The organism is Nocardia crassostreae, from assembly GCF_001613405.1.
Classification (GTDB): Bacteria; Actinomycetota; Actinomycetes; order Mycobacteriales; family Mycobacteriaceae; genus Nocardia; species Nocardia crassostreae.
Window position 1 is genome coordinate 164,333 of record NZ_BDCH01000029.1, and the last position, 24,336, is coordinate 188,668.

General features: G+C 67.5%; 27 protein-coding genes and 2 pseudogenes. 19 read left to right on the forward strand and 10 right to left on the reverse strand.

What is annotated here, in order from left to right:
• Positions 1–16: 16 nt before the first annotated feature.
• Complete coding sequence (locus NC4_RS44160) at positions 17–559, forward strand: DUF1697 domain-containing protein (protein WP_067544809.1); 543 nt, start codon at positions 17–19, stop codon at positions 557–559.
• Positions 560–561: 2 nt separating this feature from the next.
• Here NC4_RS44160 and NC4_RS29100 read toward each other — a convergent pair.
• A pseudogene (locus NC4_RS29100) lies at positions 562–1,824 on the reverse strand (serine hydrolase domain-containing protein).
• Between the two features lie 204 nt (positions 1,825–2,028).
• Between NC4_RS29100 and NC4_RS29105 the strand changes: the two are divergent.
• Positions 2,029–2,439, forward strand: coding sequence for a hypothetical protein (locus NC4_RS29105; RefSeq protein ID WP_067544525.1), 411 nt, complete (start codon positions 2,029–2,031; stop codon positions 2,437–2,439).
• 151 nt (positions 2,440–2,590) lie between these two features.
• Here NC4_RS29105 and NC4_RS29110 read toward each other — a convergent pair whose 3' ends face one another.
• Together NC4_RS29110 and NC4_RS29115 are read right to left on the reverse strand one after the other, a co-directional pair.
• Entirely contained in the window at positions 2,591–3,550 is a 960-nt protein-coding gene (locus NC4_RS29110; RefSeq protein ID WP_067544527.1) for an electron transfer flavoprotein subunit alpha/FixB family protein, read from the reverse strand.
• A 36-nt stretch (positions 3,551–3,586) separates the two neighbouring features.
• Positions 3,587–4,372, reverse strand: coding sequence for an electron transfer flavoprotein subunit beta/FixA family protein (locus tag NC4_RS29115; protein ID WP_067544529.1), 786 nt, complete (start codon positions 4,370–4,372; stop codon positions 3,587–3,589).
• Positions 4,373–4,563: 191 nt separating this feature from the next.
• Here NC4_RS29115 and NC4_RS29120 point away from each other — a divergent pair, with 191 nt between their 5' ends.
• The 4 genes from NC4_RS29120 (at position 4,564) to NC4_RS29135 (ending at position 9,173) form a co-directional block, all read left to right on the forward strand.
• Complete coding sequence (locus tag NC4_RS29120) at positions 4,564–5,346, forward strand: class I SAM-dependent methyltransferase (RefSeq protein WP_067544531.1); 783 nt, start codon at positions 4,564–4,566, stop codon at positions 5,344–5,346.
• A complete protein-coding gene (locus tag NC4_RS29125) occupies positions 5,343–6,896 on the forward strand; it encodes a 1,4-alpha-glucan branching protein domain-containing protein (RefSeq protein WP_067544533.1) in 1,554 nt (517 codons plus the stop codon). The genes NC4_RS29120 and NC4_RS29125 overlap by 4 nt, the downstream gene beginning before the upstream one ends.
• A complete protein-coding gene (locus NC4_RS29130; protein ID WP_067544535.1) occupies positions 6,896–8,158 on the forward strand; it encodes a glycosyltransferase family 4 protein in 1,263 nt (420 codons plus the stop codon). Before NC4_RS29125 ends, NC4_RS29130 begins: the two co-directional genes overlap by 1 nt.
• A 103-nt stretch (positions 8,159–8,261) precedes the next feature.
• Positions 8,262–9,173, forward strand: a complete 912-nt coding sequence (locus NC4_RS29135) for an RpnC/YadD family protein (protein ID WP_067544537.1) — start codon at positions 8,262–8,264, stop codon at positions 9,171–9,173.
• 5 nt (positions 9,174–9,178) lie between these two features.
• Here the strand turns inward: NC4_RS29135 and NC4_RS45315 are convergent, their stop codons facing one another.
• Together NC4_RS45315 and NC4_RS29140 are read right to left on the reverse strand one after the other, a co-directional pair.
• Positions 9,179–9,463, reverse strand: coding sequence for a heavy-metal-associated domain-containing protein (locus NC4_RS45315; protein ID WP_501193520.1), 285 nt, complete (start codon positions 9,461–9,463; stop codon positions 9,179–9,181).
• Complete coding sequence (locus NC4_RS29140) at positions 9,388–9,774, reverse strand: nuclear transport factor 2 family protein (RefSeq protein ID WP_067544539.1); 387 nt, start codon at positions 9,772–9,774, stop codon at positions 9,388–9,390. The genes NC4_RS45315 and NC4_RS29140 overlap by 76 nt, the downstream gene beginning before the upstream one ends.
• 85 nt (positions 9,775–9,859) lie before the next feature.
• On the opposite strand from NC4_RS29140, the gene NC4_RS29145 reads away from it, so the two are divergent.
• Positions 9,860–10,444 (forward strand): TetR/AcrR family transcriptional regulator, encoded by a 585-nt coding sequence (locus NC4_RS29145; RefSeq protein ID WP_067544541.1) that lies wholly within the window; start codon positions 9,860–9,862, stop codon positions 10,442–10,444.
• A gap of 114 nt (positions 10,445–10,558) precedes the next feature.
• The gene (locus tag NC4_RS29150; protein WP_067544543.1) at positions 10,559–11,251 is read left to right on the forward strand and encodes a molybdopterin-dependent oxidoreductase; all 693 of its coding nucleotides are present in this window, start codon (positions 10,559–10,561) and stop codon (positions 11,249–11,251) included.
• Between the two features lie 58 nt (positions 11,252–11,309).
• On the opposite strand, the gene NC4_RS29155 is transcribed toward NC4_RS29150, so the two are convergent.
• The gene (locus NC4_RS29155) at positions 11,310–12,293 is read right to left on the reverse strand and encodes a dioxygenase family protein (RefSeq protein ID WP_067544545.1); all 984 of its coding nucleotides are present in this window, start codon (positions 12,291–12,293) and stop codon (positions 11,310–11,312) included.
• A gap of 232 nt (positions 12,294–12,525) precedes the next feature.
• On the opposite strand from NC4_RS29155, the gene NC4_RS29160 reads away from it, so the two are divergent.
• Complete coding sequence (locus tag NC4_RS29160) at positions 12,526–12,954, forward strand: hypothetical protein (RefSeq protein ID WP_157555282.1); 429 nt, start codon at positions 12,526–12,528, stop codon at positions 12,952–12,954.
• Between the two features lie 15 nt (positions 12,955–12,969).
• On the forward strand, positions 12,970–13,908 hold the full coding sequence (locus tag NC4_RS29165; protein ID WP_067544547.1) for an aminoglycoside phosphotransferase family protein: 939 nt from the start codon (positions 12,970–12,972) through the stop codon (positions 13,906–13,908).
• 70 nt (positions 13,909–13,978) lie between these two features.
• On the opposite strand, the gene NC4_RS29170 is transcribed toward NC4_RS29165, so the two are convergent.
• Both NC4_RS29170 and NC4_RS29175 read right to left on the reverse strand, forming a co-directional pair.
• Positions 13,979–14,413 (reverse strand): DUF1707 domain-containing protein, encoded by a 435-nt coding sequence (locus NC4_RS29170; RefSeq protein ID WP_067544549.1) that lies wholly within the window; start codon positions 14,411–14,413, stop codon positions 13,979–13,981.
• 36 nt (positions 14,414–14,449) lie between these two features.
• Positions 14,450–15,310: a LysR family transcriptional regulator gene (locus tag NC4_RS29175; protein WP_067544813.1), complete on the reverse strand. Its 861-nt coding sequence runs from the start codon at positions 15,308–15,310 to the stop codon at positions 14,450–14,452.
• Between the two features lie 112 nt (positions 15,311–15,422).
• On the opposite strand from NC4_RS29175, the gene NC4_RS29180 reads away from it, so the two are divergent.
• The 9 genes and pseudogenes from NC4_RS29180 (at position 15,423) to NC4_RS29215 (ending at position 23,072) form a co-directional block, all read left to right on the forward strand.
• Complete coding sequence (locus tag NC4_RS29180; protein ID WP_067544551.1) at positions 15,423–16,715, forward strand: NAD(P)/FAD-dependent oxidoreductase; 1,293 nt, start codon at positions 15,423–15,425, stop codon at positions 16,713–16,715.
• 86 nt (positions 16,716–16,801) lie between these two features.
• Positions 16,802–17,407 (forward strand): PadR family transcriptional regulator, encoded by a 606-nt coding sequence (locus NC4_RS29185; RefSeq protein ID WP_084529878.1) that lies wholly within the window; start codon positions 16,802–16,804, stop codon positions 17,405–17,407.
• A 58-nt stretch (positions 17,408–17,465) separates the two neighbouring features.
• Positions 17,466–18,485 (forward strand): ATP-binding cassette domain-containing protein, encoded by a 1,020-nt coding sequence (locus tag NC4_RS29190; protein WP_084529879.1) that lies wholly within the window; start codon positions 17,466–17,468, stop codon positions 18,483–18,485.
• Positions 18,482–19,243: an ABC transporter permease gene (locus NC4_RS29195; RefSeq protein WP_067544556.1), complete on the forward strand. Its 762-nt coding sequence runs from the start codon at positions 18,482–18,484 to the stop codon at positions 19,241–19,243. Before NC4_RS29190 ends, NC4_RS29195 begins: the two co-directional genes overlap by 4 nt.
• Before the next feature lie 47 nt (positions 19,244–19,290).
• Positions 19,291–19,917, forward strand: coding sequence for an SDR family NAD(P)-dependent oxidoreductase (locus NC4_RS29200; protein WP_067544558.1), 627 nt, complete (start codon positions 19,291–19,293; stop codon positions 19,915–19,917).
• Positions 19,914–20,594: pseudogene (locus NC4_RS29205) on the forward strand (S-adenosylmethionine:tRNA ribosyltransferase-isomerase); the annotation flags it as partial. The gene NC4_RS29200 and the pseudogene NC4_RS29205, both read left to right, overlap by 4 nt.
• A gap of 40 nt (positions 20,595–20,634) precedes the next feature.
• A complete protein-coding gene (locus NC4_RS45245; protein ID WP_439957567.1) occupies positions 20,635–20,949 on the forward strand; it encodes an S-adenosylmethionine:tRNA ribosyltransferase-isomerase in 315 nt (104 codons plus the stop codon).
• Between the two features lie 263 nt (positions 20,950–21,212).
• A complete protein-coding gene (locus NC4_RS29210) occupies positions 21,213–22,061 on the forward strand; it encodes a GNAT family N-acetyltransferase (protein WP_084529880.1) in 849 nt (282 codons plus the stop codon).
• Positions 22,062–22,199: 138 nt separating this feature from the next.
• Positions 22,200–23,072 (forward strand): lysophospholipid acyltransferase family protein, encoded by an 873-nt coding sequence (locus NC4_RS29215; protein WP_067544560.1) that lies wholly within the window; start codon positions 22,200–22,202, stop codon positions 23,070–23,072.
• On the opposite strand, the gene NC4_RS39460 is transcribed toward NC4_RS29215, so the two are convergent.
• Positions 23,017–23,415, reverse strand: coding sequence for a hypothetical protein (locus NC4_RS39460; RefSeq protein ID WP_084529881.1), 399 nt, complete (start codon positions 23,413–23,415; stop codon positions 23,017–23,019). The genes NC4_RS29215 and NC4_RS39460 overlap by 56 nt on opposite strands.
• Positions 23,416–23,469: 54 nt before the next feature.
• Positions 23,470–24,282 carry a class I SAM-dependent methyltransferase gene (locus NC4_RS29220; RefSeq protein WP_067544562.1) on the reverse strand — a complete coding sequence of 271 codons (813 nt, stop codon included), beginning with the start codon at positions 24,280–24,282 and terminating at the stop codon, positions 23,470–23,472.
• Positions 24,283–24,336: the final 54 nt, after the last annotated feature.

Genomic DNA, 24,336 nt, shown 5'->3' on the forward strand with positions numbered 1-24,336 from the left:
GGCTAAGGTCACCGGCATGACCGGTTACGCCGCCTTCCTGCGCGGGATCATGCCCACCAACCCGAACATGCGCAACGAGAAACTCCGCGCCGTGTTCGAGGGCCTCGGCTTCACCGGGGTGAGCACCCTCCTCTCCAGCGGCAACGTCACCTTCCACACCGACGAAACCGATATGCCCGCCCTGGAATCCCGGATCCAGCAAGCTCTGAACGCAGAACTGGGCATCCCCGGCGGCACCCTGGTCCGCAGCCAGGCCCAACTCCGCTCCCTCGTCGACGCCGACTGGTTCCCCGGCCTCACCCACTGCCGCGAAACCTATCTCACCGTCACCTTCATCAAGAACGCCGCCGCCGGTCTCCCCGACCCTGCCACCGCCAGCACCGACCTGGCCCGCATCCTCGGCTACGACAAGACCGCCGCCGCCGTCATCTCGGTCATCGACAACAGCGACCCGAAAACCCCCAGCTTCATGGCCTGGCTGGAAAAAACCCACGGCAAGGACATCACCACCCGCACCTACCTCACCGTCCAGAAAGCCCTGAAGAAACTCGACTCCTGAATCTAGAGAGCCGCGTAGACGGCTTCCACGAGGCGATAGGCCCGGCGGTCACCGGCCAGCCAGTCGCGGCGGAGGTTGGGGATGAAGGCGAAGGCGATCTTGTTGTCGAGGTCGCCGAGGCCGAGGGAGCCGCCTGCGCCGGGGTGGCCGAAGGCGGTGGGGCGGGCGGAATCCGGGAGGGGGAGGTTCTGGCAGGGGAGCATGTAGCCGAGGGCGAAGGCGCTTTCCAGGAGGAGGACAGCGTCGGCGCCGCGGACGCGTTCCCAGATCGCTTCGTGCAGTAGGGGTTCGGGGAGGAGGGCGCCCGCTGTGAGGTCGCGGTAGAAGGTGGCGAGGGCGCGCGGGGTGGTCACGAGTCCGGTGGCGGGCCAGCCGCCGGTCAGGACCTCGGGTTTGTTGTAGGCGCCGAAAGGGTTGGTGGAGGCGCGCATTGCCAGGGAGTTCGGGTCGCGGTAGGCCTGAGTCATGCGGGATATGGTCGCGGCGTCGATCGGGGGCGCTTCGGGGGACCATGTCAGTTGGGCGGCCGGTGGAAAGGTCACCCGGGCCGCTTCCTCGGCCACGTCCGGTGGCGGGCCGATATGGAGGTCGGCGCCCAGATGACGTCGCGTGTACTCGCCGACCGTCGCGCCGGTATTGCGGCGCACGAGCTCACCGGCCAGCCAGCCGAATGTCAGTGCGTGGTAACCGTGCTGGCTGCCCGGCTTCCAGAGCGGCCGCTGCGCGGCGAGCACCTCGGCCATACCGCGCGGGTCGGCGGCCTGCTCGGTGGTGCGGGGGAGTTCGAAGGCGGGCAATCCGGCCTGATGCGTCAGGAGATCCGCGGTTGTCGTGGTTTCCTTTCCCGCACAAACGAATTCGTGCTACCACTGCGTGACCGGCCCGTCCAACGCGATGCCCTGCTGTGCGGCGACCATGAGCGCCGCGGTAGCGGTGACGGCCTTCGTGCACGAAAACGCCGGGCACGCCGTATCCCGCGCCCACCGCCGCCCGGTCCGCTCATCGGCCGTCCCGCCCCACAGATCGATCACCGCCCGCCCGTCCACGAAAACGGCGACTCCCGCCCCGAGGTCGTCCCCCGCCGCGAGCCCGGCCTCGAAAAGCTCCCGGACAGCCCGGAACGCCGGATCGACATGGCCTTCCACCCGTGCACCCACTCCACAGTTAGAACACGTTCTAGTTCTGTGCGCGCGTTGTGCCGCACCCCGATGCCATGGTGTCCCAATGCGCGAATCCGGTGACATCACTGCCGTGGAAGGGCACATCGAATCGCGCCCCGCAAGAGCGACCCGACCCGCACGGCCCGGCCCCCACACCCGTCACCTTCCGCACTGCGCCCCCTTGACGCACCGAACCCGCCCTCCCTCTCCGAGCACCGCCGGAGGAGGATGGACATGCGGCATCACCCACGCCGCGATCCCTGATTGCGTCCGATGATCCGTTTCCGCTACGCAGGAGGACGAAGATCAATGGTGACCACTCGGAACTACCGCCGCTCCACCCTCATCGCAGCCACCCTCGCCGCGACGACTGCAGCCCTCGTCTCGACCGCCGCCCCCGCGCTCGCCGCAAACAGCATCGACATAACCGGAGTCGGCCCCGCAAACGTGGGAGTCGACTACAGCTGCGACGCCTCAGCCGGGGCGTCCGCCATCAAAGTGATGGTCGGCGCCCCCGACGCGGAAAGCCCCTCCGCCACCGGCGCCGAAAACGCGATCGTCTGCAATGGCACCCAACAACAGGCCGTAGTCACGGTCACCGGAGTATCCGGCGAACCCGCACCGCTGACAAAAGGCCAAACAGTCCAAGTCCGCGTAGCCCTCGTCGACCTCTCCGACACGGTCATCTCCGGGCAGAACAAGGTCGTCTCCCTAGCCTGATAACCCAAGAGCAGGTACTGGTGTAGGGAATTCGGGCGAATCCCCTACACCAGTACCTGCTCGACGGGGTCGCCACGGTTGGGGCTGAATGCGAATGTCCCCCGGCCGGAAACGGCCGGGGGACATTCGATTGCGCTCAGCGCGAAGGGGTTTAGCCCTTGTGGGCCTTGACCGCTTCGGTCAGCTGCGGGGCGACGTTGAAGAGGTCGCCGACGATGCCGTAGTCGCTGATCTCGAAGATCGGGGCCTCTTCGTCCTTGTTGACGGCCACGATGGTCTTCGAGGTCTGCATGCCGACGCGGTGCTGGATGGCGCCGGAGATGCCGAGGGCGATGTACAGCTGCGGGGAGACCGTCTTACCGGTCTGGCCGACCTGGAACTGGCCCGGGTAGTAGCCCGAGTCGACGGCGGCGCGGGAGGCGCCGACGGCGGCGCCGAGGGCGTCGGCCAGGGGCTCGACGACCTTGCCGAAGTTCTCGGCCGAACCCACGCCACGGCCACCGGAGACCACGATGGCGGCCTCGGTGAGCTCCGGACGGTCGCCGCCGACGATCGGCTCGCGGGAGACGACCTTGGTGACGCCCTCTTCCTGGGCGGGCAGCTCGACGGCGACCTTCTCGCCCGCGGCGGCGGCCGGGGCGGCCTCGATGGCGCCGGGGCGCACCGAGATGACCGGGACATCGCCGGTGGCCTTGGCATCCACCGTGAACGCGCCACCGAAGATGGAGTGCTGCACCGAGCCGTCGGCATTGATGGCGATGGCGTCGACCAGCAGACCGGAGCCGATGCGGGCGGCGAGGCGGCCCGACACCTCCTTGCCGTCGGCGGTGGCGGCGACCAGGATCGCGGCCGGGGCGGCGGACTCGGACAGACCGGCCAGGACGTCAACCTTCGGGGTCACCAGGAAGCCCTCGGCGTCATCCGATTCGGCGACGTAGATCTTCTCGGCGCCCGCGGCGGCCAGGGCGTCGCCCAGCTTGTCCGCGGTGCCCGGGGCGGCGACCACGACGGCGGCCGGGGTGCCCAGGGTGCGAGCGGCGGTGAGGAGTTCGGTGGTGACCTTCTTGGGCGCACCTTCGGCGTGCTCCACGAGCACGAGTACTTCTGCCATTGTCTTTCTCCTGAAGTTCGTTGGGCTCGGGGGGCTTTAGATGATCTTCTGACCGACCAGGTAGGTGGCGATCTGCTGACCGCCCTCGCCCTCGTCGACGATCTTCTCGCCCGCCGTGCGCGCCGGCTTCGGGGTCACACCGGTGACCTGGGTGCCCGCATTGGCGACGCCAACGGTCTCGGGATCCACGCCCAGATCGGCCAGGGTGAAGGTCTGAACTCCCTTCTTCTTCGCGGCCATGATGCCCTTGAAGGAGGGGAAGCGCGGCTCGTTGATCTTCTCGGTGACCGAGACGATGGCCGGGAGGGTGGCCTCCAGTTTGAACACGCCTTCGTCGGTCTCACGCTCACCGGAGATGCGCTCGCCGTCGACGGTCAGCTTGCGCAGGTGGGTCAGCTGCGGCAGGCCCAGGTACTCGGCAATGATGGCCGGGACGGCGCCGGAGCGGCCGTCGGTGGCCTCGTTGCCCGCGATGACGAGTTCGATGCCCTCGATCTGACCCAGCGCGGCGGCCAGCACGTAGGCGGTCTGCACGGCGTCGGAGCCGTGGATGGCTTCGTCCTTGACGTGGATGGCCTTGTCGGCGCCCATGGACAGCGCCTTGCGGATGGCCTCGGTGGCCCGCTCGGGACCCATGGCCAGCACGGTGACCTCGCCGCCCTGCGCCTCCTTGATCAGCAGCGCTTCCTCGACGGCGCGCTCGTTGATCTCATCGAGGATCGCGTCGGCGGCCTCGCGGTCGAGGGTGTAGTCACCGCTGGTCAGCTTGCGCTCGGACCAGGTGTCAGGAACCTGCTTGATCAGTACGACGATGTTCGGCATTGGTCTTCGTCGACCTCCTGTTCTGATGGCACGGGTGTGGCGGTCGCACGATCGGCTGGCCGTACGTCCACAAGTAGCTCGTCGGGGAGATTACCCTACGTTAAGTTACTCATGGGTAACTTAGGCTGTGATGTTCTGCATCACCAGATCCGGCTGCGGCTGTGATATGGGCAACCGCTAACGTCGGACGGATGAGCGAGGCCGTGATACCCACCGAAACCCCCACCGATCCCCTGCCTTTGACCGGTGAACGGACGGTGCCCGGTATCGCCGAGGAGAACTACTGGTTCCGCCGCCACGAGATCGCCTACGTGCGACTGCTACAGCGCTGCGCTGGCAAGGTCGTACTGGAAGCCGGAAGCGGAGAAGGCTACGGCGCCAATATGATCGCGGGCGTCGCCGAACGCGTCATCGGGCTCGACTACGACGACAGCGCGGTCGCGCACGTGCGGGCCAAGTACCCGCGGGTGGACATGGTGCAGGGGAATCTGGCGGATCTGCCGCTGGAGGACGAATCCGTCGATGTCGTGGTGAATTTCCAAGTCATCGAGCATCTTTGGGATCAAGCGCAGTTCATGCGCGAGGTGCTGCGGGTGCTGCGGCCGGGTGGGACGCTGCTGATCAGCACGCCCAACCGGATCACCTTCTCGCCGGGGCGGGATACGCCGCTCAACCCCTTCCACACCCGTGAGCTCAATGCCGCCGAACTCACCGAACTGTGCGTCGAGGCGGGTTTCCAGGTCGAGCTGATGGCGGGCGTGTTCCACGGTTCGGCGCTGCGCGCGCTGGACGAGAAGTGGGGCGGGTCGATCATCGACGCGCAGATCGAGCGGGCCGTCGCGGGCGAACCATGGCCCGCCGAACTGGCCGCCGACGTGGCTGCGGTCGCGACCGATGACTTCGAACTGCTCGCCGCTGCCGAGGCGGATATCGATGCCAGCCTCGACCTGGTCGCGATTGCGGTGAAGCCGTGACCGAGAAGGGTTCCGTTCCAGGGCAGTTCACGCTGGTACTGCATTCGCACCTGCCGTGGCTGGCCCATCACGGGCGCTGGCCGGTGGGTGAGGAATGGCTGTACCAGTCCTGGGCGGCGTCCTATCTGCCGGTGGCGAAGGTGCTGAGAAACCTTGCCGCCGAAGGCCGTTCGCATCTGCTGAGCCTGGGCATCACGCCGGTGCTGGCGGCGCAGCTGGATGATCCGCACAGCCTGTCCGGCATGCACCACTGGCTGGGCAATTGGCGACTGCGCGCGGACGAGGCGTCCATGGCGGGCAATACCGCACTGGGCAGCCATGAGCACCGGCTGGCCGACGAGGCCCTCGAGGATTTCGAGACACGCTGGCGGCACGGCGCGTCGCCGGTGTGGCGGCAGCTCATCGATGCCGAGGCCATCGAATTGCTGGGCGGGCCGCTGGCGCATCCGTTCCAGCCGCTGCTGGATGCGCGGCTGCGGGCGTTCGAACTGAGCGAGGGCCTGGCCGACGCGCGGCAGCGGTGGGGGCATACGCCCACCGGAATCTGGGCTCCGGAATGCGGATTCACGCCGGGCATAGAGCCCGGTTATGCCGCCGCCGGTGTGACGCACTTCATGGTCGACGGCCCCGCGCTGCGCGGGGATACGACCCTCGGACGGCCGGTGTGGGATTCGGATGTGGTGGCGTTCGGGCGCGATCTGCATGTCAGCTACCGCGTGTGGTCGCCGAAATCCGGGTATCCGGGGCAGGCCGCCTACCGTGATTTCCATCACTACGATCACGCCACCGGCCTCAAACCGTCCCGGGTGACCGGTAAGACCGTGGCGGGTCCGGACAAGGCTCCCTACGATCCCGCACTCGCCGCCGAGGCGGTGCGGCGCGATGTCGCCGACTTCGTGGAGACCGTGCGGGAACGGTTGATCTCCGAGTCCGAGCGCATCGGCCGCCCCGCGCTGGTGGTGGCCGCGTTCGATACCGAATTGTTCGGCCATTGGTGGCACGAGGGACCGCAGTGGCTGGAGCAGGTGCTGCGGGCGCTGCCCGAGGCGGGCGTCACCGTCGGCACTCTCGCCGATGCGCGCGCGAACGGCTATGTCGGGGAATCGGTGCAGCTCAGCGATTCCTCCTGGGGTTCGGGCAAGGACTGGCGGGTGTGGGCCGGGGATCAGGTCGCCGATCTGGTCGAACTCAATGCCGACATCGTGCGGCTGGCGCTGGACACCCTCGACAAGATGCGCGTCGAGACCGGATCCGATATCGCGGGACCGGGACTGGGCGGGCTGCGCAATCCAGTCGCCGATCAGCTGTTGCGCGAGGCCATCCTGACCGTGTCCAGCGACTGGGCGTTCATGGTGTCCAAGGATTCGGCCGCCGGATACGCCCGGGACCGGGCCCATCAGCACGCCCACGCCGTGCGCGAGATCGCGGCCGCCGTCGCCGCCGGTCAACTGGCCAAAGCGGGGCAGCTTGCCACAGGATGGTACGCGGCCGACGGACTGTTCCCAGTGCTCGATGCGCGCCGTCTCGGCTCTGTGGCAGAAGGACCCTAATGAAGATCTTGATGGTGTCGTGGGAGTACCCACCCGTCGTTGTCGGCGGGCTGGGCCGCCACGTCCATCACCTGGCCACCGAGCTGGCCGCCGCCGGACACGAGGTGGTCGTGCTGGCCCGCCGCCCCATGGGCACCGATGCGAGCACGCATCCGACGCATTCGTTCGTCGAGGACGGCGTGCTCGTGGTGGCGGTCGCCGAGGATCCGCCGTGCTTCGATTTCGGCGAGGACATGCTGGCCTGGACGCTGGCCATGGGTCACGCCATGGTGCGCGCGGGCATGGCATTGCAGAAGGGCGGCATCGGCGAAGGCTGGATCCCGGATGTCGTGCACGCGCACGACTGGCTGGTCGCCCATCCCGCCATCGCCCTGGCCGAGTTCTACGACGTCCCTTTGGTTTCCACCATTCACGCCACCGAGGCCGGGCGGCACAGCGGCTGGGTCTCCGGCCGCGTCAACCGCCAGGTGCATTCGGTGGAATGGTGGCTGGCCCACGAATCCGATGCGCTCATCACGTGTTCGGAATCCATGAAGGACGAGGTCGAGCGGCTCTACAGCCCCGAACGAGTCCCGGTCACGGTCATCCGCAACGGAATCGACGTGGGCTCCTGGACCTTCCGCGAACGCGCCCCCCGCTCGGGCCCGCCGCGTCTGCTCTACGTCGGCCGCCTCGAATACGAGAAAGGCATCCAGGACGCGATTGCCGCCCTGCCCCGTATTCGCAAGGCGCACCCCGGAACGACGCTGACCGTGGCGGGCATCGGAACCCAATTCGATTGGCTCCGTGAGCGCGCCCGCGCCCACCGCGTGGCCCGCGCCGTGAATTTCGTGGGCCGCCTGGACCATACGGACCTGCTCGGCTGGCTGCACGGCGCCGACGCCATCGTCCTCCCGAGCCGCTACGAGCCCTTCGGCATCGTGGCGTTGGAAGCCGCCGCCGCGGGCACCCCCCTCGTCACCTCCACCGCGGGCGGCCTCGGCGACCTCGTGACGGATGGCGTAACCGGCGCATCCTTCGAACCCGCCGATGTGAACGGTCTTGTCGAAGCCGTGAACTCGGTCCTCGACGACCCGGCCGCCGCCCAAGAGCGCGCCTGGGCGGCTCGCGAGCGCCTGACCGCCGACTTCGCCTGGGACGTGGTCGCCCAGGAAACCGCCCTCGTCTACCAGTCCGCCAAACGCAAGGTCCGCAACGCCCTCGGCCGCCCCACCATCGTGGAACGCCCTCTCCCCGAACGGGATCCGAACCAGCCGTACTGACCGCGCGGTATCGAATCGCCCGCCGCCCCAGCGAATCAGGACAGTCCAGACGACTTTGCTGCGGATCGAACAAACCTTCGATCCGCAGCAATAGTCTCGCCTCATGGTCAGCTCTCAGCACGAGGCGATGCACCGGCTTTTCCGAAGACACCCCGAAGTCTTCGGCCACGCCTTCGCCGAACTGAATCTGCCTTTCCCTGAGCCCCGTTCGGTCGCTTTGCTACCGAACGACCTCACCGAGATCGAACCGCTGGAGCGCCGCGTCGACACGCTGCTGCGCATCGACACCGGGGAAGGCCCATTCCTCCTGCTGGTCGAGGCCCAAGGCCGTGACGACAAGAAGAAGTTCAGCGCATGGGCGTACTACCTTGCTCACGTACACGCGAAATATGACCTGCACCCGGTACTCCTGGTCATCTGCCAGGACACGACCACCGCTGCTTGGGCAGCAGGCCCCCACCGGATCGGCCCACCACAATGGACCAGCCTTACCGTTCGCCCGCTGGTTCTCGGCCCGCACAATGTGCAGCGGGTCACCGACCTCCGAACCGCGGTCGAGGACGTCCCCTTGGCCACTCTGTCAGCCATCACCCACGCCAACGATCCAGGCATCGGTGACATACTGAAAACGCTGGCCACCGCATTGCAAACCATCGACGAAGACGATGCCCTCATCTTCGCTGAACTCACCGAACTGGGTTTGGGCAAAAGCCAAGCCGGAAACTACTGGAGGCAGTTGATGACCGTGGACCTCTCCTTCTTCCGCTCGGAAACCTCCCAGCGCCTGCGTGCCAAGGCTCGGTCGGAGGGTCTTGCCGAGGGGCTTGCCGAAGGCCGATCCGAGGGGCTCGCGCAGGCGGTGCTGCATATGCTCGATCGGGCGGGGGTGGCGGTTTCGGACGATGCCCGGAGTCGAATCAATTCCTGCGCCGACCCCGAGCAGTTGCTGAGCTGGCTGGACAAGGCTGTTTCGGCGCGGACTGTCGATGATTTGTATCGGGATGAGGAGGGCTGAAACCTTTATTGCAGTTCGTAACCGGCTTCGTCGACGGCGGCGCGGACGGTTTCGGGGTTGAGGGGGGTGGTGCTGGTGACCTCGATGGTGTCGGTGTCGAGGTGGACGGTTACGGCGGTGACGGTGGGGATGCGCTCGACTTCCTCGGTGACGGATTTCGCGCAGTGGTCGCAGGACATTCCGAGGACGGTGTAGCGGTAGCTGGGGCATGGGGTTACTCCGTGATGGTGCGGGTGAGCATGTGGGACTGGCGCATTCGGCCGTCGGGGGTGAAGCGGCCGAAGAAGCAGACTTCTATGGCGAGGGTTTTGCCGCGTTGGGTGACGTGCATGGTGTAGTGGGCGGCGAGGTGGTCGCCGTCGGACAGGGCGGAGTGCACTTCTATGCGGCCGGAGGGGCGGTTCTTGCGGACCGGGCGGGTGTGGGCGATGAGTTTGGCGCGGTCCATGCGATGGCCGTCGGCGAACTGGATGATGTCGGGGGTGTGGAAGCGGTCGACGATGGTGGCGGCGTCTTCATCGGTGGCCAGTAGTTCTTCGTTGAAGCGGTGGTAGAAGTCGGCGATGAACTGGGCTGGATCGGTGCCGGTGAATGCGGGCATGGCGCCTCCTGGCGGGGCCTACGATCTGATAACTCTGACAAGCTGTAAGATATATCCATATGGAAACGCTGACAAGGTGTAAGAGATGAGTGGTTCTCCGGGTCGGAAGCGGCGGGCCGACTCCGATCGCAGTCAGGCGGCGATTCTGGATGCGGCGGCACGGGTTCTGGATGCGCATCCGGAGGCCAGTGTCGAGACCATTGCCGAGGCGGCGGGGGTGACCAGGCAGACCGTGTACGCGCATTTTCCGTCGCGGGAACGGTTGCTACTGGCGGTGCTCGACCGGCTCACCGAGCGGACGGCCGCGGCCATGGATGCGGCGGAGCCCGATGCCGGGCCCGCGGCCGCGGCGCTGGAACGGGTGATCGAGGCCGCGGCGGTCGAGGCCTGCCGCTACCCGGTTCTGCTGCAACGGATCAATGCGCTGCCGGGGAGTTCACGCGATGACCGCGAACAGCACACCTCGATCGCGGACCGCATCGCACAGGTGATCCTCCGCGGCCGAGCAGCGGGGGAGTTCGACGACGGCCTGCCGGTGGACTGGCTGGTCGCGGTCACCATCCGGCTCGCCCACGTGGCGAGCGAAGAGCGCGACAGCGGCCGGATGTCGGAGGCCGAGGCCAGCCGTGCCATGCACACCAGCTTGCGGCGGATGCTCGGCGTCCGGTGAGACCGTTCGCGTGCGCCGGGCGGAACATTCGTTCAAGACGCCCAGCGGTATTCGGCGGATCCTGACCTTGTCGGCGCACCCGGCGCCGCGGTTCCGTGCACATGGAGGATCGGCATGACACTTCCCCCGGGCCAGCGCGCCGTCGAAGGGTTTCCGCGGTTCGGTACGCATATGCACCATCCGCCGCCTCCGGTTCCCGCCGCACCGGTGATCGAGATCGGCGGGGCCGTGAGTGAGACCGTCACCCTGTCCCTGGCCGATCTGGCCGCATTGCCGCGGGCCGAGCTGAAAGCCGACTTCCACTGTGTCGCAGGGTGGTCGGCGGTCGATCTGCTGTGGGAGGGAACCCCCTTCGAGACCGTCTACCGCACCCTGGTCGAACCGCTGCTCGCACCGGGCGCGGCCATCAGCCATGTCCTCTTCGAGGGCCTCGACGGATTCGTGTCGATCGTCGCGCTCGAGGACGCCCTGGCCGCGGACGTGCTCATTGCCGACCGCCTCGACGGTCTGCCACTCGACGGCGACCACGGCGCGCCGCTGCGCCTGGTCAGCCCCAGCCAATACGGCTTCGTCAATACGAAGCACCTGTGCCGCATCGAATTCCGCACCTCCGAACCCCCACCCTCCGACCGCTGGTCACCCATCGCGGGACATCCCCGGGCGCGGGTCTGGCACGAGGAACGCAACCGCTATCTCCCCGGCCGTGTGGTCCGTCCGATCTACCGCATGCTGATCGCCCCGATCCGTGCGCTCAGCGCCCGCGGGAGCCAGAGTCGATCACCGAACGGCCGATCGCACAGCCGGTGAGATCGCGCGGCGAACCCCGGATCTCTACAGGGCGCAACCTCTCGGATCTGCCGTGACGTCAGCGTGCGGGCGGAGTTCCGCCGCCGGGCCCGCCGCTCGGTGGATTGCCGCCTGCGCCTGGTGCGCCGCTGCCTGGAGCACCGCCGCCGGGGGATCCGCCGCTCGGAGCCCCACCGCCCGACCCTGAGGATGAACCGTCGCCCACCCCGATGGTGAGCGCGATGTTCAACCCCTGCGCGGGAGTGCCGGTGGCAGTGGCGAGTTCGGCGTCCCAGCCGTCGCCGAAGACGTTGTCGGAGGACAGGGATACTCGCGACAGGTTCGAAACGCTCTGGGAGTAGGCGGAATCGTAGGCGTAGACCTGGTCGCAGACATTCTGGGGGAGAGCGATCTGCGAGGTGAGGCGGGCGTCGGATCCGGCGACCGCCACCGCGAGGGAGTCGTAGACCTCGAAGTGGATATGCGGCCAGCGCCCGTCATAGCAGGCGGGGAAGATCGACGTGAACTTCACCTTGCCGGAGGAATCGGCGACCTGGACTCCGCGCAGGTAGTTCTGGTCCTGGATACCGCTGCTGTAGAGCGAGTACTTGCCGTCGCGGTCGCAATGCCACAGGTAGACGGCCATATTCGCACCCGCCGCGCCGTCGTTGGTGAGGTCGCGCAGATCCAGTTCGATGGTGGCGGGAACGCCTTCGGCGACACCGGAATACGCCCCGAAACTGGTGGTGATGTCCTCCCGCACCACGCCGGATTCGATGAGCGCATTGGGCCCGTTGGAGCCGTCGCCGGGATACGGCCCCGCCGTCTCGCCCGGCGTCTCCGCCACCGTCCCGGTGGTCGTTGTCGTCGTGCTCGCGGCGGTGGTGGATGCGGTGGTCGTTCCCTCGGTCGTGCACGCGACCAGCGCCGCACCACCGGCCGCCACACCCGCCGCGCCGAAGAAGCGCAGCGCCCGGCGGCGGGACATGACGCCCAGGTCGTGGGCCAGCCCGAGGTTGTGCTCGTGGACCTCGCGGTCGTCGTGGCCGCGCAATCGGCTCATGATCCCTCCTGTGTCGGATCATTCGGTCGACGGCAACGCTAGGAGCGCAGTCTCCCGGGCGGCTGGGCGTCGGCTGTGAGGTCCCTGGGAGCGGGGGAGTGCTGATTCGATTCTCCGCGCCGGGCGACTCCGAGCGCATAGAGTGACCTGCGGCCGGGAAATGGCCGGGGGCTTGCATTCGGGGGAAACCGGTGAGGGTGGTCCGGCCGACGCAGAGATCGAGATTGCCGCTATGTCAATGAATCCCGAACTGGCGGATGTGGTCGCCGCCCTGCACTGGGATCTGGCCGAATGGCTGGGTTCCGATGCGCTGCCCAAGGTGTTCGACCGCATCTCCGGGGCCTTGGACGAGGAATTCACCTCGGTGGTGACCACAGGTCAGGCGGTGGATCGCGAAACCCTGCTGGCGGGTCTGTGGTCGGCGCGAAACCTGCAACCGGGCCTCGAGATCCGAAACCTGCAACCGGGCCTCGAGATCGAGGTGCGCGAGGTGCGCGAGCTCGCCCGCAGCGGCAATCTCATCGTGGTGCGCTTCCTCGCCGAGAACAGCCTCGCCGAGACCCGGACCGCCCGCTGGGTGACCGCGGTCCTGGTCACCGACGGTCGCACCTGTCAATGGCGCACGGTGCACGAGACCCCCGCGCCCGCCGATCCCGGCTGATGCCATGCTGGGAACATGACCTTGTTGCCCGTCGACGTCGCCGAGAACATCAGAGACATTTTCGAAGAGCGAGGTGAGCAGTGGCTCGCTGATCTCCCGCGAGTGATCGAAGAGCGTTGTGCGGCATGGGGTCTAGAGGTGACCGGCGCGGCGTTCGGCGGCGGCACGCACTCCTATGTCGCCCCGGTGCGGCGTGCCGACGGTGCGGTGGCGGTGCTGAAGATCCCGGTGGTGGATCCGGAGAACATCGGTGAGGCCGCTGGCCTGTTCGCCTATCAGGGCGACGGCGCGGTCCGCCTGTACGAATTCGATTCCGCCAGCGGGGCCATGCTCCTCGAATGGGCGCGCCCCGGCGACCCGCTGCTCGAGCAGCCCGGCTTCCCGAGTCTGGAAGGACGACCGGAGAACATCGACAAGATCGAGCAGGCCTGCCGGTTGTACCGGCGGCTGCGCCGTGAACCGCTCGACATCCCGGCCGATTACCCGCCGCTGCCACCCGCCGCCGACATGGTGGCGGAGTGGACCGGGCTGTTCATCGACCCGGAACCCGAGCTCGCGCAGGTGATTCCGGCCCCGCTGTTCGAGCAGGCCGCTCGGTGGTGCGCCCGGCTCGCGACGCCCGACGGCCCGCTGCTGGTGGTCAATCGCGATACCCATCTGGGCAATATCGTTGCGGCGGAGCGGGAACCGTGGCTGCTCATCGACCCCAAGGCGTACCTGGGCGAGGCGGCCTTCGACGCCGGATTCCTCATCATGATCCAGGTGCAGAGCGATCCGACGCCGGAGCACGCCCGCGCCGTGGTCGAACGCACCGCGGCGGCCCTGGAGGTCGATGCCGATCGCGCCCGCGGCTGGGCGTTCATGCGCGCCATGGAGGAAATCGTCTACGCCCTCGAAGACGAAGAGCCCGAAGACCTCCGCCTGCATCTGGCCGTGGCAACCGCGCTGGCCTGACCGCCTGCGGCCGCACCGTGCCTCAGTGGTCGTGCCGCACCGTGCCTCAGTGGCCGTGCCGCGCCGAGCTTCAGTGGCCGTGCTGCTCGCGCGCCTTCTCGACCCGCTTGTCGTCCCCGTCCACCACCATGCCGATGGTGGTCGGGATGAGCAGCGCCAGCCCCCACGGCACCGCCACCCAGAACGGCCAGAAGTAGCCCAGTCCGGTGGCCAGCCAGATCAGCACCATGAGGGCGTTGACGAACACCCACGGAATCCACATGATCTTGATCCACTGCGGCACCCGGCCCTTGGGTTTCCCCTGCGGCCGGACCGGCTGAACCCGTTGCGCCGGTAGGTCGGACAGAATCGGCGCCAGCTCGCCGTAGGTCTTGGCGGCGTACACCTGCTGGAGTCGTTCATCGAATTCGTGCAGTCCGAGCCTGCCCTCGTCCATGGCCACCCGCAGCCGGTCGACGATCTGCTGGCGGTCGGCATCGGAGGCCCGCATGTGCTCCTGGCTCACGAATGCCAGCGTATGTGCGTTGGCGGCGGCGCGCCATCACGCCGAGTGCAGGGCGGCGAGCAGTGTGGTCAGGATGGGCGAACTGCGAATATCGCTGCGCAACACCGCGGATACGGGGACCCGTAGCGGATGCCGTCCGGTGAGCCGCAGCGTCGCGATGCCCTCGGTCTGCGAATCGGCATAGAGAATCGTCCAGGCGTCGGGCCGATTGATGAGTTCCATGGTGGCGGTGTGGTCCGGCGGAATGGGCGGGCCGAAGGCCGGGCCGGTCGGCAGATCGGCGAAGGCGGAGCGGACGACATTGTGCAGCAGCACCTGATCGGTCTCCGGCGGCAGCAGCAACGGGTATGCCCCGAGCGCGGTGAGGGTGACATCGTCGCGCCCGGCGAGCGGGTGCGCGGTGGAGGTCGCGATGACCAGATCCTCGACCCAGAGCTTCTCCACGGTCAGCCCGGGCTGATCCACGCTGCCCCGAATGAGAGCAAGGTCACAGTCCCCGTCCGCCACCGCTTGAATGCGCTGGCGGAACGGCTTGATGACGAATTCGATCTCCGCGCCCGGGTGCGCCTCGCGCGCTCCGGCGATGGCCGACAGTGATCTTGTTGCGAAGCTCATATTGGCGGCCAGGCGAATCCGCGGCCCGGAGGCCCGTACAGCTGCGCGAATGGCGGATTCCAGGCTCGGCATTTGCTTCGCAAGAGGAAGTAGCCGAGTGGTCGCATCAGTGGGCACAACTGATCTTGTCGACCGTTCGAACAGCGGCACGCCGAGGTCGCGTTCGAGCCGCGCGATCTGATGACTGATCGCCGACTGCGAGATGAAGCAGCGGGTGGCGGCGCGGCTGAAGCTGAGCTCCTCGCAGACCGCCACGAAGTAGGCCAGTGGTCGCAGCTCCACGGGCTTCTCCAATTCATGATCAACCGAGATAAGAGTCATCTAGATTATGCGCCCTGACCCCTGGAACATTCCCGCTTCGAATCACGGTTGGTAATGAGAGAAGGAGGCTGTCATGCAATACGTGGATGCGGGAATCGAAACCGCTGATGTCGTCATCGTCGGATCGGGCTTCGGTGGTGTCGCCGCCGCGAAGCAGCTGAACAAGTCGGGGGTCCGGTACGTGCTCATCTCGAGCACGCCCGAACATCTCTTCCAGCCGCTGCTGTATCAGGTAGCGACGGGTGTGCTGGCTTCGGACGAGATCGCGCCGCCCATTGCCAATATCATTCGTCATCACAAGAACGGTGAGGCCCGCCTGGGGCAGGTCGTCGATATCGACGCCGACGCCGCGGTGCTCACCTACGAAACCCCCCAGGGGCCGCGCAGAATTCGATACGGATCGCTCATCGCCGCCACGGGCGCGAGCCAGTCCTATTTCGGCCGCGACGATTTCGCGGACAAGACCTTCTCGCTGAAGACCATCGACGATGCCAAGCGCCTGCGCGCGCAGATCGAGCGCGTCTTCGAGGCCGCCAAGCACGCCGATCCGGCGACCCGGCAGCGGCTGCTGAGCTTCGTGGTGGTCGGCGCGGGCGCCACCGGCGTCGAGGTGGCGGGTCAGCTCAAGGAGCTGTCGAAACGGTATTACCACCAGGATGTTTCGGTGACCCTGGTCGAGGGCGCGGGCGCGGTGCTGCCGCCCTTCGGCGGTGGGCTGTCGGAGTACGCCAAGACCTCGCTCGCCAAGAGCGGCGTCGAGGTGCTGCTCGACACCTTCGTCACCGATATCGATCACGGCAAGGTGACGGTCAAGAGCAAGGACGGCGTCGAGCGCGGCATCGCCGCCGAGACCGTGGTGTGGTCGGCGGGCGTGCAGGCGGGCGGGTTCGCCAAGCTGCTGGCCGAGGCCACCGGGTGCGAAACCGACCGTGCCGGACGGCTGCTCATCAATCCGGACTGCACCGTGGGCGGGCACGCCGATATCTACGCCATCGGCGATATGACCTCGCTCAACGGCTACCCGGGCCAGTCGCCGGTGGCCATGCAGGAGGGCCGCCACGTCGCCGACATCATTCGCGGCAAGAAGGCGGCGGCCACCCCGTTCAAGTACTGGGACAAGGGCAGCATGGCGGTCATCAGCCGCTTCAGTGCCGTCACCAAGATCAACGACAGCATCAAGTTCACCGGCGTCATCGCCTGGTTCACCTGGCTGGCCGTGCACCTGTTCTACCTGGTCGGTTTCCGCAACCGCTTCATGGCGGTGTTCTCGTGGCCGGTCGCCTTCATCGGCACCGGCCGCCCCGGGTTCCAGGAGGTCGAAAAGCGGCCCGCGCCATCGATTCCGGAGCAGCGGCGCGCCGCCTGAGCGCCGCCCGACGGGCCGTCCGGAATTTTTCCGGGCGGCCCGTCCGCTGTTCACGGGTACTTTTCCGCCGCTGTAACCTGCGAATTATGGCTGTACCCACAACCCGATTGCTGGTGCTCGCCGTGGTCCGGCAACTGCAACCGGTGCACGGCTACGATGTGCGCCGCGAGTTGCTGTCCTGGCGTGCCGACGAATGGGCCACTGTCAAGCCCGGTTCCGTGTACGGGGCGTTGAAGACGCTGGAGCGGGACGGGCTGATCTCGGTGCAGGGCGTGGGGCAGGCGGGGGCGCGGCCGGAGCGCACCATGTACCGGCTGACCTCGGAGGGTGACAAGGAGCTGGCCGAGCTGCTGCGCGAGGCAGTGTTCTCCGCCGAACTGCCCAAGCATCCGTATCACACTGCGGTGGCGCTGTTTCCGCATATGCCGCGCGCGGATGTGGTGGCGGCGCTGCGCAGCCGGATTCTGAAGTTCGAATCGGATCTGGTGTTCCTGGAGCGCGATGAGCAGCGCATTCTCGCGGGCAGCGGCGATCCCATGGAGATCGAGCCGTATCAGGTCGCCGATGCCATCCGATTGGCCGCCGATCATGTGCGGGCGGATCTGAACTGGTCGCGAAAAACGCTGGACCGCATCGAATCCGGGCAGTTGGATGTGTGGTCGCGGGGGGCGAGCGGTGCGCTCGACCGATAGTGGTCGCCTAAGAATATTCAAGCTTGATTATTAAGCCTGGAATTCCTACCGTTGAGGGGTGGAAACGGCGGGACTGCCGGGCCACACCCTCGGCCCGGTCATCCGGGTCCGCGGTCTGGCCCGGACCTTCAAGACCAAAGCCGGTGCCGTGCAAGCGGTTACCGGTATCGACTTCGATGTGCACGACGGTGAGATCATCGGGCTGCTCGGGCCCAACGGTGCGGGGAAGACCACCACCTTGCGGATGATCTCCACACTGCTGGCGCCCACCGCGGGGGAGGCCACGGTCGCGGGCGCGGATCTGCGGACCGAACCGCGGACGGTGCGCTCGCACATCGGTTACGTGCCGCAGGGGGGATCGACCTCGGAGGTCGAACTCGTCGACGACGAATTGATCCTGCAGGCACGGCTTTTCGGGCTGTCCAAGGCCGAGGCGGTGGCGAGCGCGCGGGATCTGGCCAAGGCCCTCGAATTCGAAGGGCTGGGGCGGCGAAAATGCGGGCAGCTCTCCGGCGGCCAGCGGCGGCGCGTCGATATCGCGCTCGGGCTGGTGCACCGGCCCTCGCTCCTCTACTTGGACGAGCCCACTACGGGATTGGATCCGCAGAGCCGAGCGAATCTGTGGGAGCACATCCGGCGGCTGCGCGACGAAGGCACGACCGTCGTGCTCACCACTCACTACCTCGAGGAGGCCGATGCGCTGTGCGACCGGATCCTGGTCATGGACCACGGCGGCATTGTCGCCGAAGGGACCCCGGAGGAGCTCAAACGGCGCATCTCCGGTGATGTGATCAGTCTCGAAATCGAGGACGGCAGTGCGGATCTCGCGATCGAAATCGCCGCATCGGTGCTCCCGATCCGGCAACGGATGCGCACCGCGGAGTCCGGCAACGGCCATGCCGGGAAGACGCTCGTCCACCTCACCGTCGAGCACGGGGATCAGGCGGTGGTTCCGCTGTTGCACGCCCTCGCAGAGCGCGGCATCACCCTCGGTGCGCTCACGGTCAAGCGGCCCAGTCTCGACGATGTATTCCTCACGCTCACCGGGCGTTCGCTCCGGGAAGGGGACCGATCATGACATTCCTGCGCGATACCGGGCTGATCTTCTGGGCGCAGTTGCGCACCCAATTGCGCAATCCGGTGTGGGTGATCATCGGTGTCGCACAGCCGATTCTGTATCTCGTCCTGTTCGGGCCGCTGGTGAAGGGCATCGCGCCGTCGCTGGGCGCGAACGCGGATCCCTGGCAGATCCTGACGCCCGCGCTCATTATTCAGATCGCGCTGTTCGGTTCGCTGTTCGCCGGATTCGGGATCGTGGCCGAACTGCGCTCGGGTGTGGTCGAGCGGCAGCGGGTCACGCCCGCGGCGCGCGGGGCGCTGCTGCTGGGGCGGGTGCTCAAGGATATGGTCACGCTGATCGTGCAGGCGCTGCTGCTGGTGGGCCTGGCCGTGGTGGCCTTCGAGTTGCGGGTGAACGCGCTCGGACTGCTGCTGTCGGTGCTGTTGATCGCGGTCATGGGGTCCGGGCTGGCGGCGGCCTCGTATGCGCTGGGGTTGTGGGCGAAGACGGAGTCGACCCTGGCGTCGGTGCTGAACTCGGTGGCGGTGCCGGTCATGCTGCTGTCCGGCATCCTGCTGCCCATGAGCGTGGGGCCGACCTGGTTGCAGAACCTGGCCAAGGCGAATCCGTTCTCGCACACCGTGGATGCGGCCCGCGCGCTGTTCCGCGGGGACTTCGGGGCGTCCGAGGCCATTGTCGGGACGGTGGTCACGCTGGTGGTCGCGGTGGCGCTCATGGTGATCGGGGCTCGCAGTTTCGCCCGGGAGAACGCCTAAGAGCGGATCCTTGACTTCAACAGAGGTTGAGGTTTCACGATGGCGGTATGTCGGAGAACAGAAGAGCACTGATCACCGGAGCGTCCGCCGGATTCGGACGCGCGGTCGCGCTGGCCCTGGCCGAGCGGGGCTGGGAGCTGATCATTACGGCGCGCGGGGCCGAGCGGTTGGAAAAGGTCCGGGCCGAGACCGGCGCGCACGCGCTGGCGGGGGATATCGCGGATCCGGCGCACCGGGACGAGATCGCGCGGGCGGTCGGCTCCGGGCGGCTGGATCTGGTGATCAACAATGCCAGTGCGCTCGGGCCCAGCCCGCTGCCGCCGCTGGAGGTGCTTCAGCGCACGCTGCCCGCGCTGCGCGCCGCGGACGGCATCGTGGTGAATATCAGTTCCGATGCGGCGCTGGGCGCCTACGAGGGCTGGGGCGGGTACGGGGCGTCCAAGGCCGCTCTCGATCAGCTCACCAATGTGCTGGGCGCAGAGAATCCCGGATTGCGGATCTACAGCTTCGATCCCGGAGATATGCGGACCGAGATGCATCAGGCGGCCTTCCCGTGCGAGGACATCTCCGACCGGCCGGAGCCGGAAACCGTTGTGCCCGCACTGCTGCACCTGCTCGAGACACGGCCGCCGAGCGGACGGTACCTCGCGTCGGAACTGCCGGTGGCGTCATGACCGTCGAGCTGGATCGTCTCGACTTCACGCTACCCGAAGCTCTTTCCGCGACCAGCCCGCCGGAGGCCCGGGGGCTGGCGCGCGACGACGTGCGGCTGCTGGTGGGCGACCGGGGCGTGCTCACCCATGCGCGCTTCCGGGAGCTGCCGTCGTTCCTGCGGTCGGGAGACCTTGTGGTGGTCAATAATTCGGCCATGGTCGACGCGGCGGTGGATGCCCGGTTCGGCGGCGCGGACGCGGTGGTGCACTTCTCGACCCGGCTCGACGACGGGGGATGGGTGCTCGAGCTGCGTGATCCCGCGGGCACGCCCTGGGCGGGCGAGCCGCCGGAAGCCGGTGCGCGGGTGCGGCCTCCGGAGGACTCCGCGGCGGTCCTGCGGCATCCGTGGCTGCCGGGCGGGGATCGGCTGTGGGTCGCCGACATCGAGATCGACGTGCCCGGACTGTTGGCCCGGCACGGTCGCCCCATCACGTATTCCTATGTTTCCGAGCGGTGGTCGGCCTCCTATTATCGCACCGTGTTCGGGCGCGAACCCGGCAGCGCGGAAATGCCCAGTGCCGGACGGCCGTTCACGGAGGCGCTGGTGACGGAGCTGGTCGCGAGCGGCATCGGACTAGCGCCGATCACCCTGCACACCGGGGTGTCCTCGCCCGAGACGGGCGAGCCGCCGAGCCCGGAGCGATTCGCGGTACCGGAGGTGACGGCCCGGCTGGTGAATGCCACGCATGCGATGGGCGGGCGGGGTGGTGGCGGTCGGCACCACGGTGACGCGGGCGCTGGAATCGGCGGTCGATGCCGACGGCCTGGTGCACGCCGCTTCCGGCTGGACCGAACACGTGCTGCATCCGGGGCGTCCGGCCCGCGCCGTCGACGGGATCATTACCGGCTGGCATGCGCCGGGGGCCTCCCATCTACAACTGCTCGAAGCGGTTGCCGGGGGCGGGGTGGTGCGGGAGGCGTATCGGGCCGCGCTCGGCTCCGGCTATCTCTGGCACGAATTCGGCTATACCGCACTGTTGTTCCGGAAATGACGCCGTTTTCGGTGCGCGACCCGGCGTGCAGGCCTGCACGGCGATGCCGTAATCTTGCGATCTCCATCGGTAGCCGATGGCTCGCGCGGGCCTGCGCGGTCGGGGTCGTACCCCGCCGGGATACGGGCGTTTGTCCTGGTAGAGAACTTTTAGAAGCGCTCGGATGAACGCCGGGTGCGGTCTGTGTCGCGTTCACCGGACTGGCATCGGAAGGCCATCTGCGAGTTGCTCCGGCGCAGTTTCGGGCTGGCTTGATCAACCGTATGACCACCATGGCAGCGTCGAATTCCAACCTGCTCGCACCCGCGTCATATGTCGCTCCGGAACCGCCCCGCAGCCCGGGCCGGTCCCAGTATTCCCTGGTCGTCTCCTCCGATGCCGAGCATCGCGAGGCGGCGCAGCGGTTGCGCTACCAGGTTTTCGCCGCCGAACCGGGATTCACCATCCCCGACAACGGTACCGGCCTGGATGCCGACCGTTTCGACGACCACTGTGACCACCTGCTGGTCCGCGACGAGCTGACCGATCAGTTCGTCGGCTGCTACCGCATGCTGCCCCCGGACAAGGTGGCCGCCGCCGGTGGCTACTACTCCGCCACCGAATTCGATCTCACCGCACTGGATCCCGGCGGCCACCGCATTGTGGAGATGGGCCGCGCCTGCGTGGTGCCCGATCACCGCAACGGCTCGGTGCTCACCCTCATGTGGGCGGGCATCCTGCACTACATCCAGCTGACCGGCTACGAATGGGTCATGGGCTGCGTCTCGGTGCCCATGCGGATGACGCCTGAAGACCAGCCCGGCGCGAATGTGCGCGGCGTGCGCGATCTGGTGCTGAAAAAGCATGCGCTGGAAGCCGATCGGTACGTGCGCCCGTACAACCCGGTGGTGGTCGACGGCCGTACCCTCGACGAGCTGGAACCCCCGGCCCGCCCCAAGCTGCCGCCGCTGCTGAGCGGCTACCTGCGGCTCAATGCCCAGATCTGCGGCGAACCCGCCCACGATCCGGACTTCGCCGTCGCCGACTTCGTCGCCCTGCTGGGCCTGTCGACCGTCAACACCCGCTACCTGGAGCGCTTGCAGAGCGCGGCCAACAGCCTGGATGCCCGGTGATGAATGATGATGCCCGCCTTCCTTTCTCCGGGCTCGGGTGCGATGGACTGCCCGCCCGCCCCGCCCACCGCCCACGCCTGGATGCCGAGTAGTCCCTGCACTCCCGAATGCGTCGAAATCGCGCCTGAGGCAGGCAGATTGCGGGTCGCCGCCCGCATTGCCGGTATCGGCGCCGTCCTGATCTCCTTCCCTTTCGCCTACATCGCGACCCCGCGCCGCTGGCGTCCGAAGCTGCACAGCCGCTATGCCCGAAGCCTGTTGTTCTGCTGCGGTATTCGCGTCCGCATTGTGGACAATCGCGAGGTCGAGCCGACCGCGCAGGGAGCCGTTGAGGGGCCCGCGTCGTCGTCGGAGAACCGCGGTGTCCTGGTGGTGTCCAGCCACATCGGCTGGACCGACATCATTGCCCTCACCGCGGTGGAGCCACTCAGCTTCGTCGCCCGCGCCGATATGGTCGACTGGCCGGTGCTCGGCAATGTCGCCCGCCGGGTGCGCGTCATCCCCATCGAACGGGAACGCCTGCGCGCCCTCCCCGATGTCGTCGGCCGCATAGCCGCCCGCCTGACCGCGGGGGACCGCATCGGTATCTTCCCCGAGGGCACCACCTGGTGCGGCCGCGCCCACAGCACCCTCCGTCCGGCCCTGTTCCAGGCCGCCGTCGACACCGGCGTCCCGGTGCAGCCGATCCGCCTGCGCTACCTGGACGCCGCGGGCGAACGATCCACCGTCCCCGGTTTCGTCGGCATCGACACCATGGCCGATTCCTTCCGCCGCGTCCTCCGCTCGAAGGGCGTCGTCGCGGAAATCGCCCTGCAACCCCTCGAGGAACCCGGCACCGATCGCCGCGAACTGGCCCGCCGCTGCGAGCGGGCCGTCTACGGCGACAGCGTGGATCGCGCCTTCACCGGCGTCATCCACACCCTGGCGCAGGAGCGGCTCGCGGAGCAGGCCGCTTTCACCGCAACGGTTCTCGGCGCGACGCAGCCCGCGGAACTCCCGTCCCGGGTGTAGCGGCGAGTTCGGGATCGCGCAGCGCCAGGGCCTGGTCCAGTGGTATGCCGGTGCGCTCGGCGAGGTTCATCCGTTCCCGCACTTCACGATTGGTGCGGGGGCGGTAGCCCGGACCGGTCCCGCAGCAGCCGCCGCGGAATGTCAGCCCGGAGCGCAGCACCGTCTCGAGCACCCGCCAGCCCGCCTTGTCGGACTTCCTGGGAACCGCCAGATGCGCACCGGCATAGATGAGTTCGGCATGGCATCGCAAGCAGAGGTCCGGCCCGTAACGCCGGGTCGGACGTTTGTAGGACACCCGGCAGTCCACACACACCCGGTGCGCCGTACTGGGGTAGATGCACATGGCCGCAGTGTAGGTCCGCCGCCCGGCGCCGCGCGAGTCGATTACGGTTCCGGCTCAAGCCGATTCGGTGGTGAAGAGGTTCATCTTGTAGGTGGTCACCGGGCCGGTCCGGCCGAAGGCCCGCATGGCGAAGCGGTAGCGGAGCGGCCAGGTGCGGGCGACGGACGGCTGCGGGTTGGCGAAGGAGCGGGATTCGCGTAGGCGCAGGCCGTGCTGTTCGAGGGTGGCCGGGTTGTCGCAGGTCCATTTCATGCGGGCGGAGACCGCTTTGAAGACCGGATTGCGTTCCTGGCCGTTCATCATCAGGCTGCCGCCCGTGTCGAGGGCCAGGGGCGTGTCCGGGAAGGCCGTCGCGATCTGCCGGACGGTGGTGTGGACCTGGTCCTCGGGGAAGTAGAGCAGGACGGCCTCGCTCATGAGGAAAATCGGGCCCGGATTCTTCTTCACCCGTGCGAACCAGTCTGTTTCGAGAATGGAGCCCGCGATCATGGTGTACCGGTCGCCGTCGTCGAAGAAGCGGCGGCGCAGCGCCATGGTGTCCTCGACATCGAGATCGATCCAGCTCACTTGCCCGTTGTCGAGCCGGTGGAACCGGGTGGACAGGCCGCACCCGAGATCCACCACCGTCCCGTCCGGATGCTCCCGGAGGAACCCGCGCACGTACTCGTCGAAGATGGAGGCGCGCAGCACCGAGCCGGACAGGGACGGCCCCCGGAACTTCGCGAAGTCGTAGTCGATCGATTCCACGAGTTCGATCGCCTTGCGATCGGCCAGGACACTCGATCGACGCCGCGCATCCTGTGCCCGGCCATAGAGCGGAATCAACAGCGTTTCTTGGATCGCTCCCAGCGATACCGTTTCACCCACCCCAGCACCTTAACTTAGGGTGCACTAACTTATCTAGATTTATTGTGGTGCCCG

Bases quoted from the DNA above. Each gene is read 5' to 3' on its own strand.
- NC4_RS44160 (WP_067544809.1), top strand. From the start codon at position 17: ATGACCGGTTACGCCGCCTTCCTGCGCGGGATCATGCCCACCAACCCG.
- NC4_RS29105 (WP_067544525.1), top strand. From the start codon at position 2,029: ATGGTGACCACTCGGAACTACCGCCGCTCCACCCTCATCGCAGCCACC.
- NC4_RS29110 (WP_067544527.1), bottom strand. From the start codon at position 3,550: ATGGCAGAAGTACTCGTGCTCGTGGAGCACGCCGAAGGTGCGCCCAAG.
- NC4_RS29115 (WP_067544529.1), bottom strand. From the start codon at position 4,372: ATGCCGAACATCGTCGTACTGATCAAGCAGGTTCCTGACACCTGGTCC.
- NC4_RS29120 (WP_067544531.1), top strand. From the start codon at position 4,564: ATGAGCGAGGCCGTGATACCCACCGAAACCCCCACCGATCCCCTGCCT.
- NC4_RS29130 (WP_067544535.1), top strand. From the start codon at position 6,896: ATGAAGATCTTGATGGTGTCGTGGGAGTACCCACCCGTCGTTGTCGGC.
- NC4_RS29135 (WP_067544537.1), top strand. From the start codon at position 8,262: ATGGTCAGCTCTCAGCACGAGGCGATGCACCGGCTTTTCCGAAGACAC.
- NC4_RS29140 (WP_067544539.1), bottom strand. From the start codon at position 9,774: ATGCCCGCATTCACCGGCACCGATCCAGCCCAGTTCATCGCCGACTTC.
- NC4_RS29145 (WP_067544541.1), top strand. From the start codon at position 9,860: ATGAGTGGTTCTCCGGGTCGGAAGCGGCGGGCCGACTCCGATCGCAGT.
- NC4_RS29150 (WP_067544543.1), top strand. From the start codon at position 10,559: ATGACACTTCCCCCGGGCCAGCGCGCCGTCGAAGGGTTTCCGCGGTTC.
- NC4_RS29155 (WP_067544545.1), bottom strand. From the start codon at position 12,293: ATGAGCCGATTGCGCGGCCACGACGACCGCGAGGTCCACGAGCACAAC.
- NC4_RS29160 (WP_157555282.1), top strand. From the start codon at position 12,526: ATGTCAATGAATCCCGAACTGGCGGATGTGGTCGCCGCCCTGCACTGG.
- NC4_RS29165 (WP_067544547.1), top strand. From the start codon at position 12,970: ATGACCTTGTTGCCCGTCGACGTCGCCGAGAACATCAGAGACATTTTC.
- NC4_RS29180 (WP_067544551.1), top strand. From the start codon at position 15,423: ATGCAATACGTGGATGCGGGAATCGAAACCGCTGATGTCGTCATCGTC.
- NC4_RS29185 (WP_084529878.1), top strand. From the start codon at position 16,802: ATGGCTGTACCCACAACCCGATTGCTGGTGCTCGCCGTGGTCCGGCAA.
- NC4_RS29195 (WP_067544556.1), top strand. From the start codon at position 18,482: ATGACATTCCTGCGCGATACCGGGCTGATCTTCTGGGCGCAGTTGCGC.
- NC4_RS29200 (WP_067544558.1), top strand. From the start codon at position 19,291: ATGTCGGAGAACAGAAGAGCACTGATCACCGGAGCGTCCGCCGGATTC.
- NC4_RS45245 (WP_439957567.1), top strand. From the start codon at position 20,635: ATGCCACGCATGCGATGGGCGGGCGGGGTGGTGGCGGTCGGCACCACG.
- NC4_RS29210 (WP_084529880.1), top strand. From the start codon at position 21,213: ATGACCACCATGGCAGCGTCGAATTCCAACCTGCTCGCACCCGCGTCA.
- NC4_RS39460 (WP_084529881.1), bottom strand. From the start codon at position 23,415: ATGTGCATCTACCCCAGTACGGCGCACCGGGTGTGTGTGGACTGCCGG.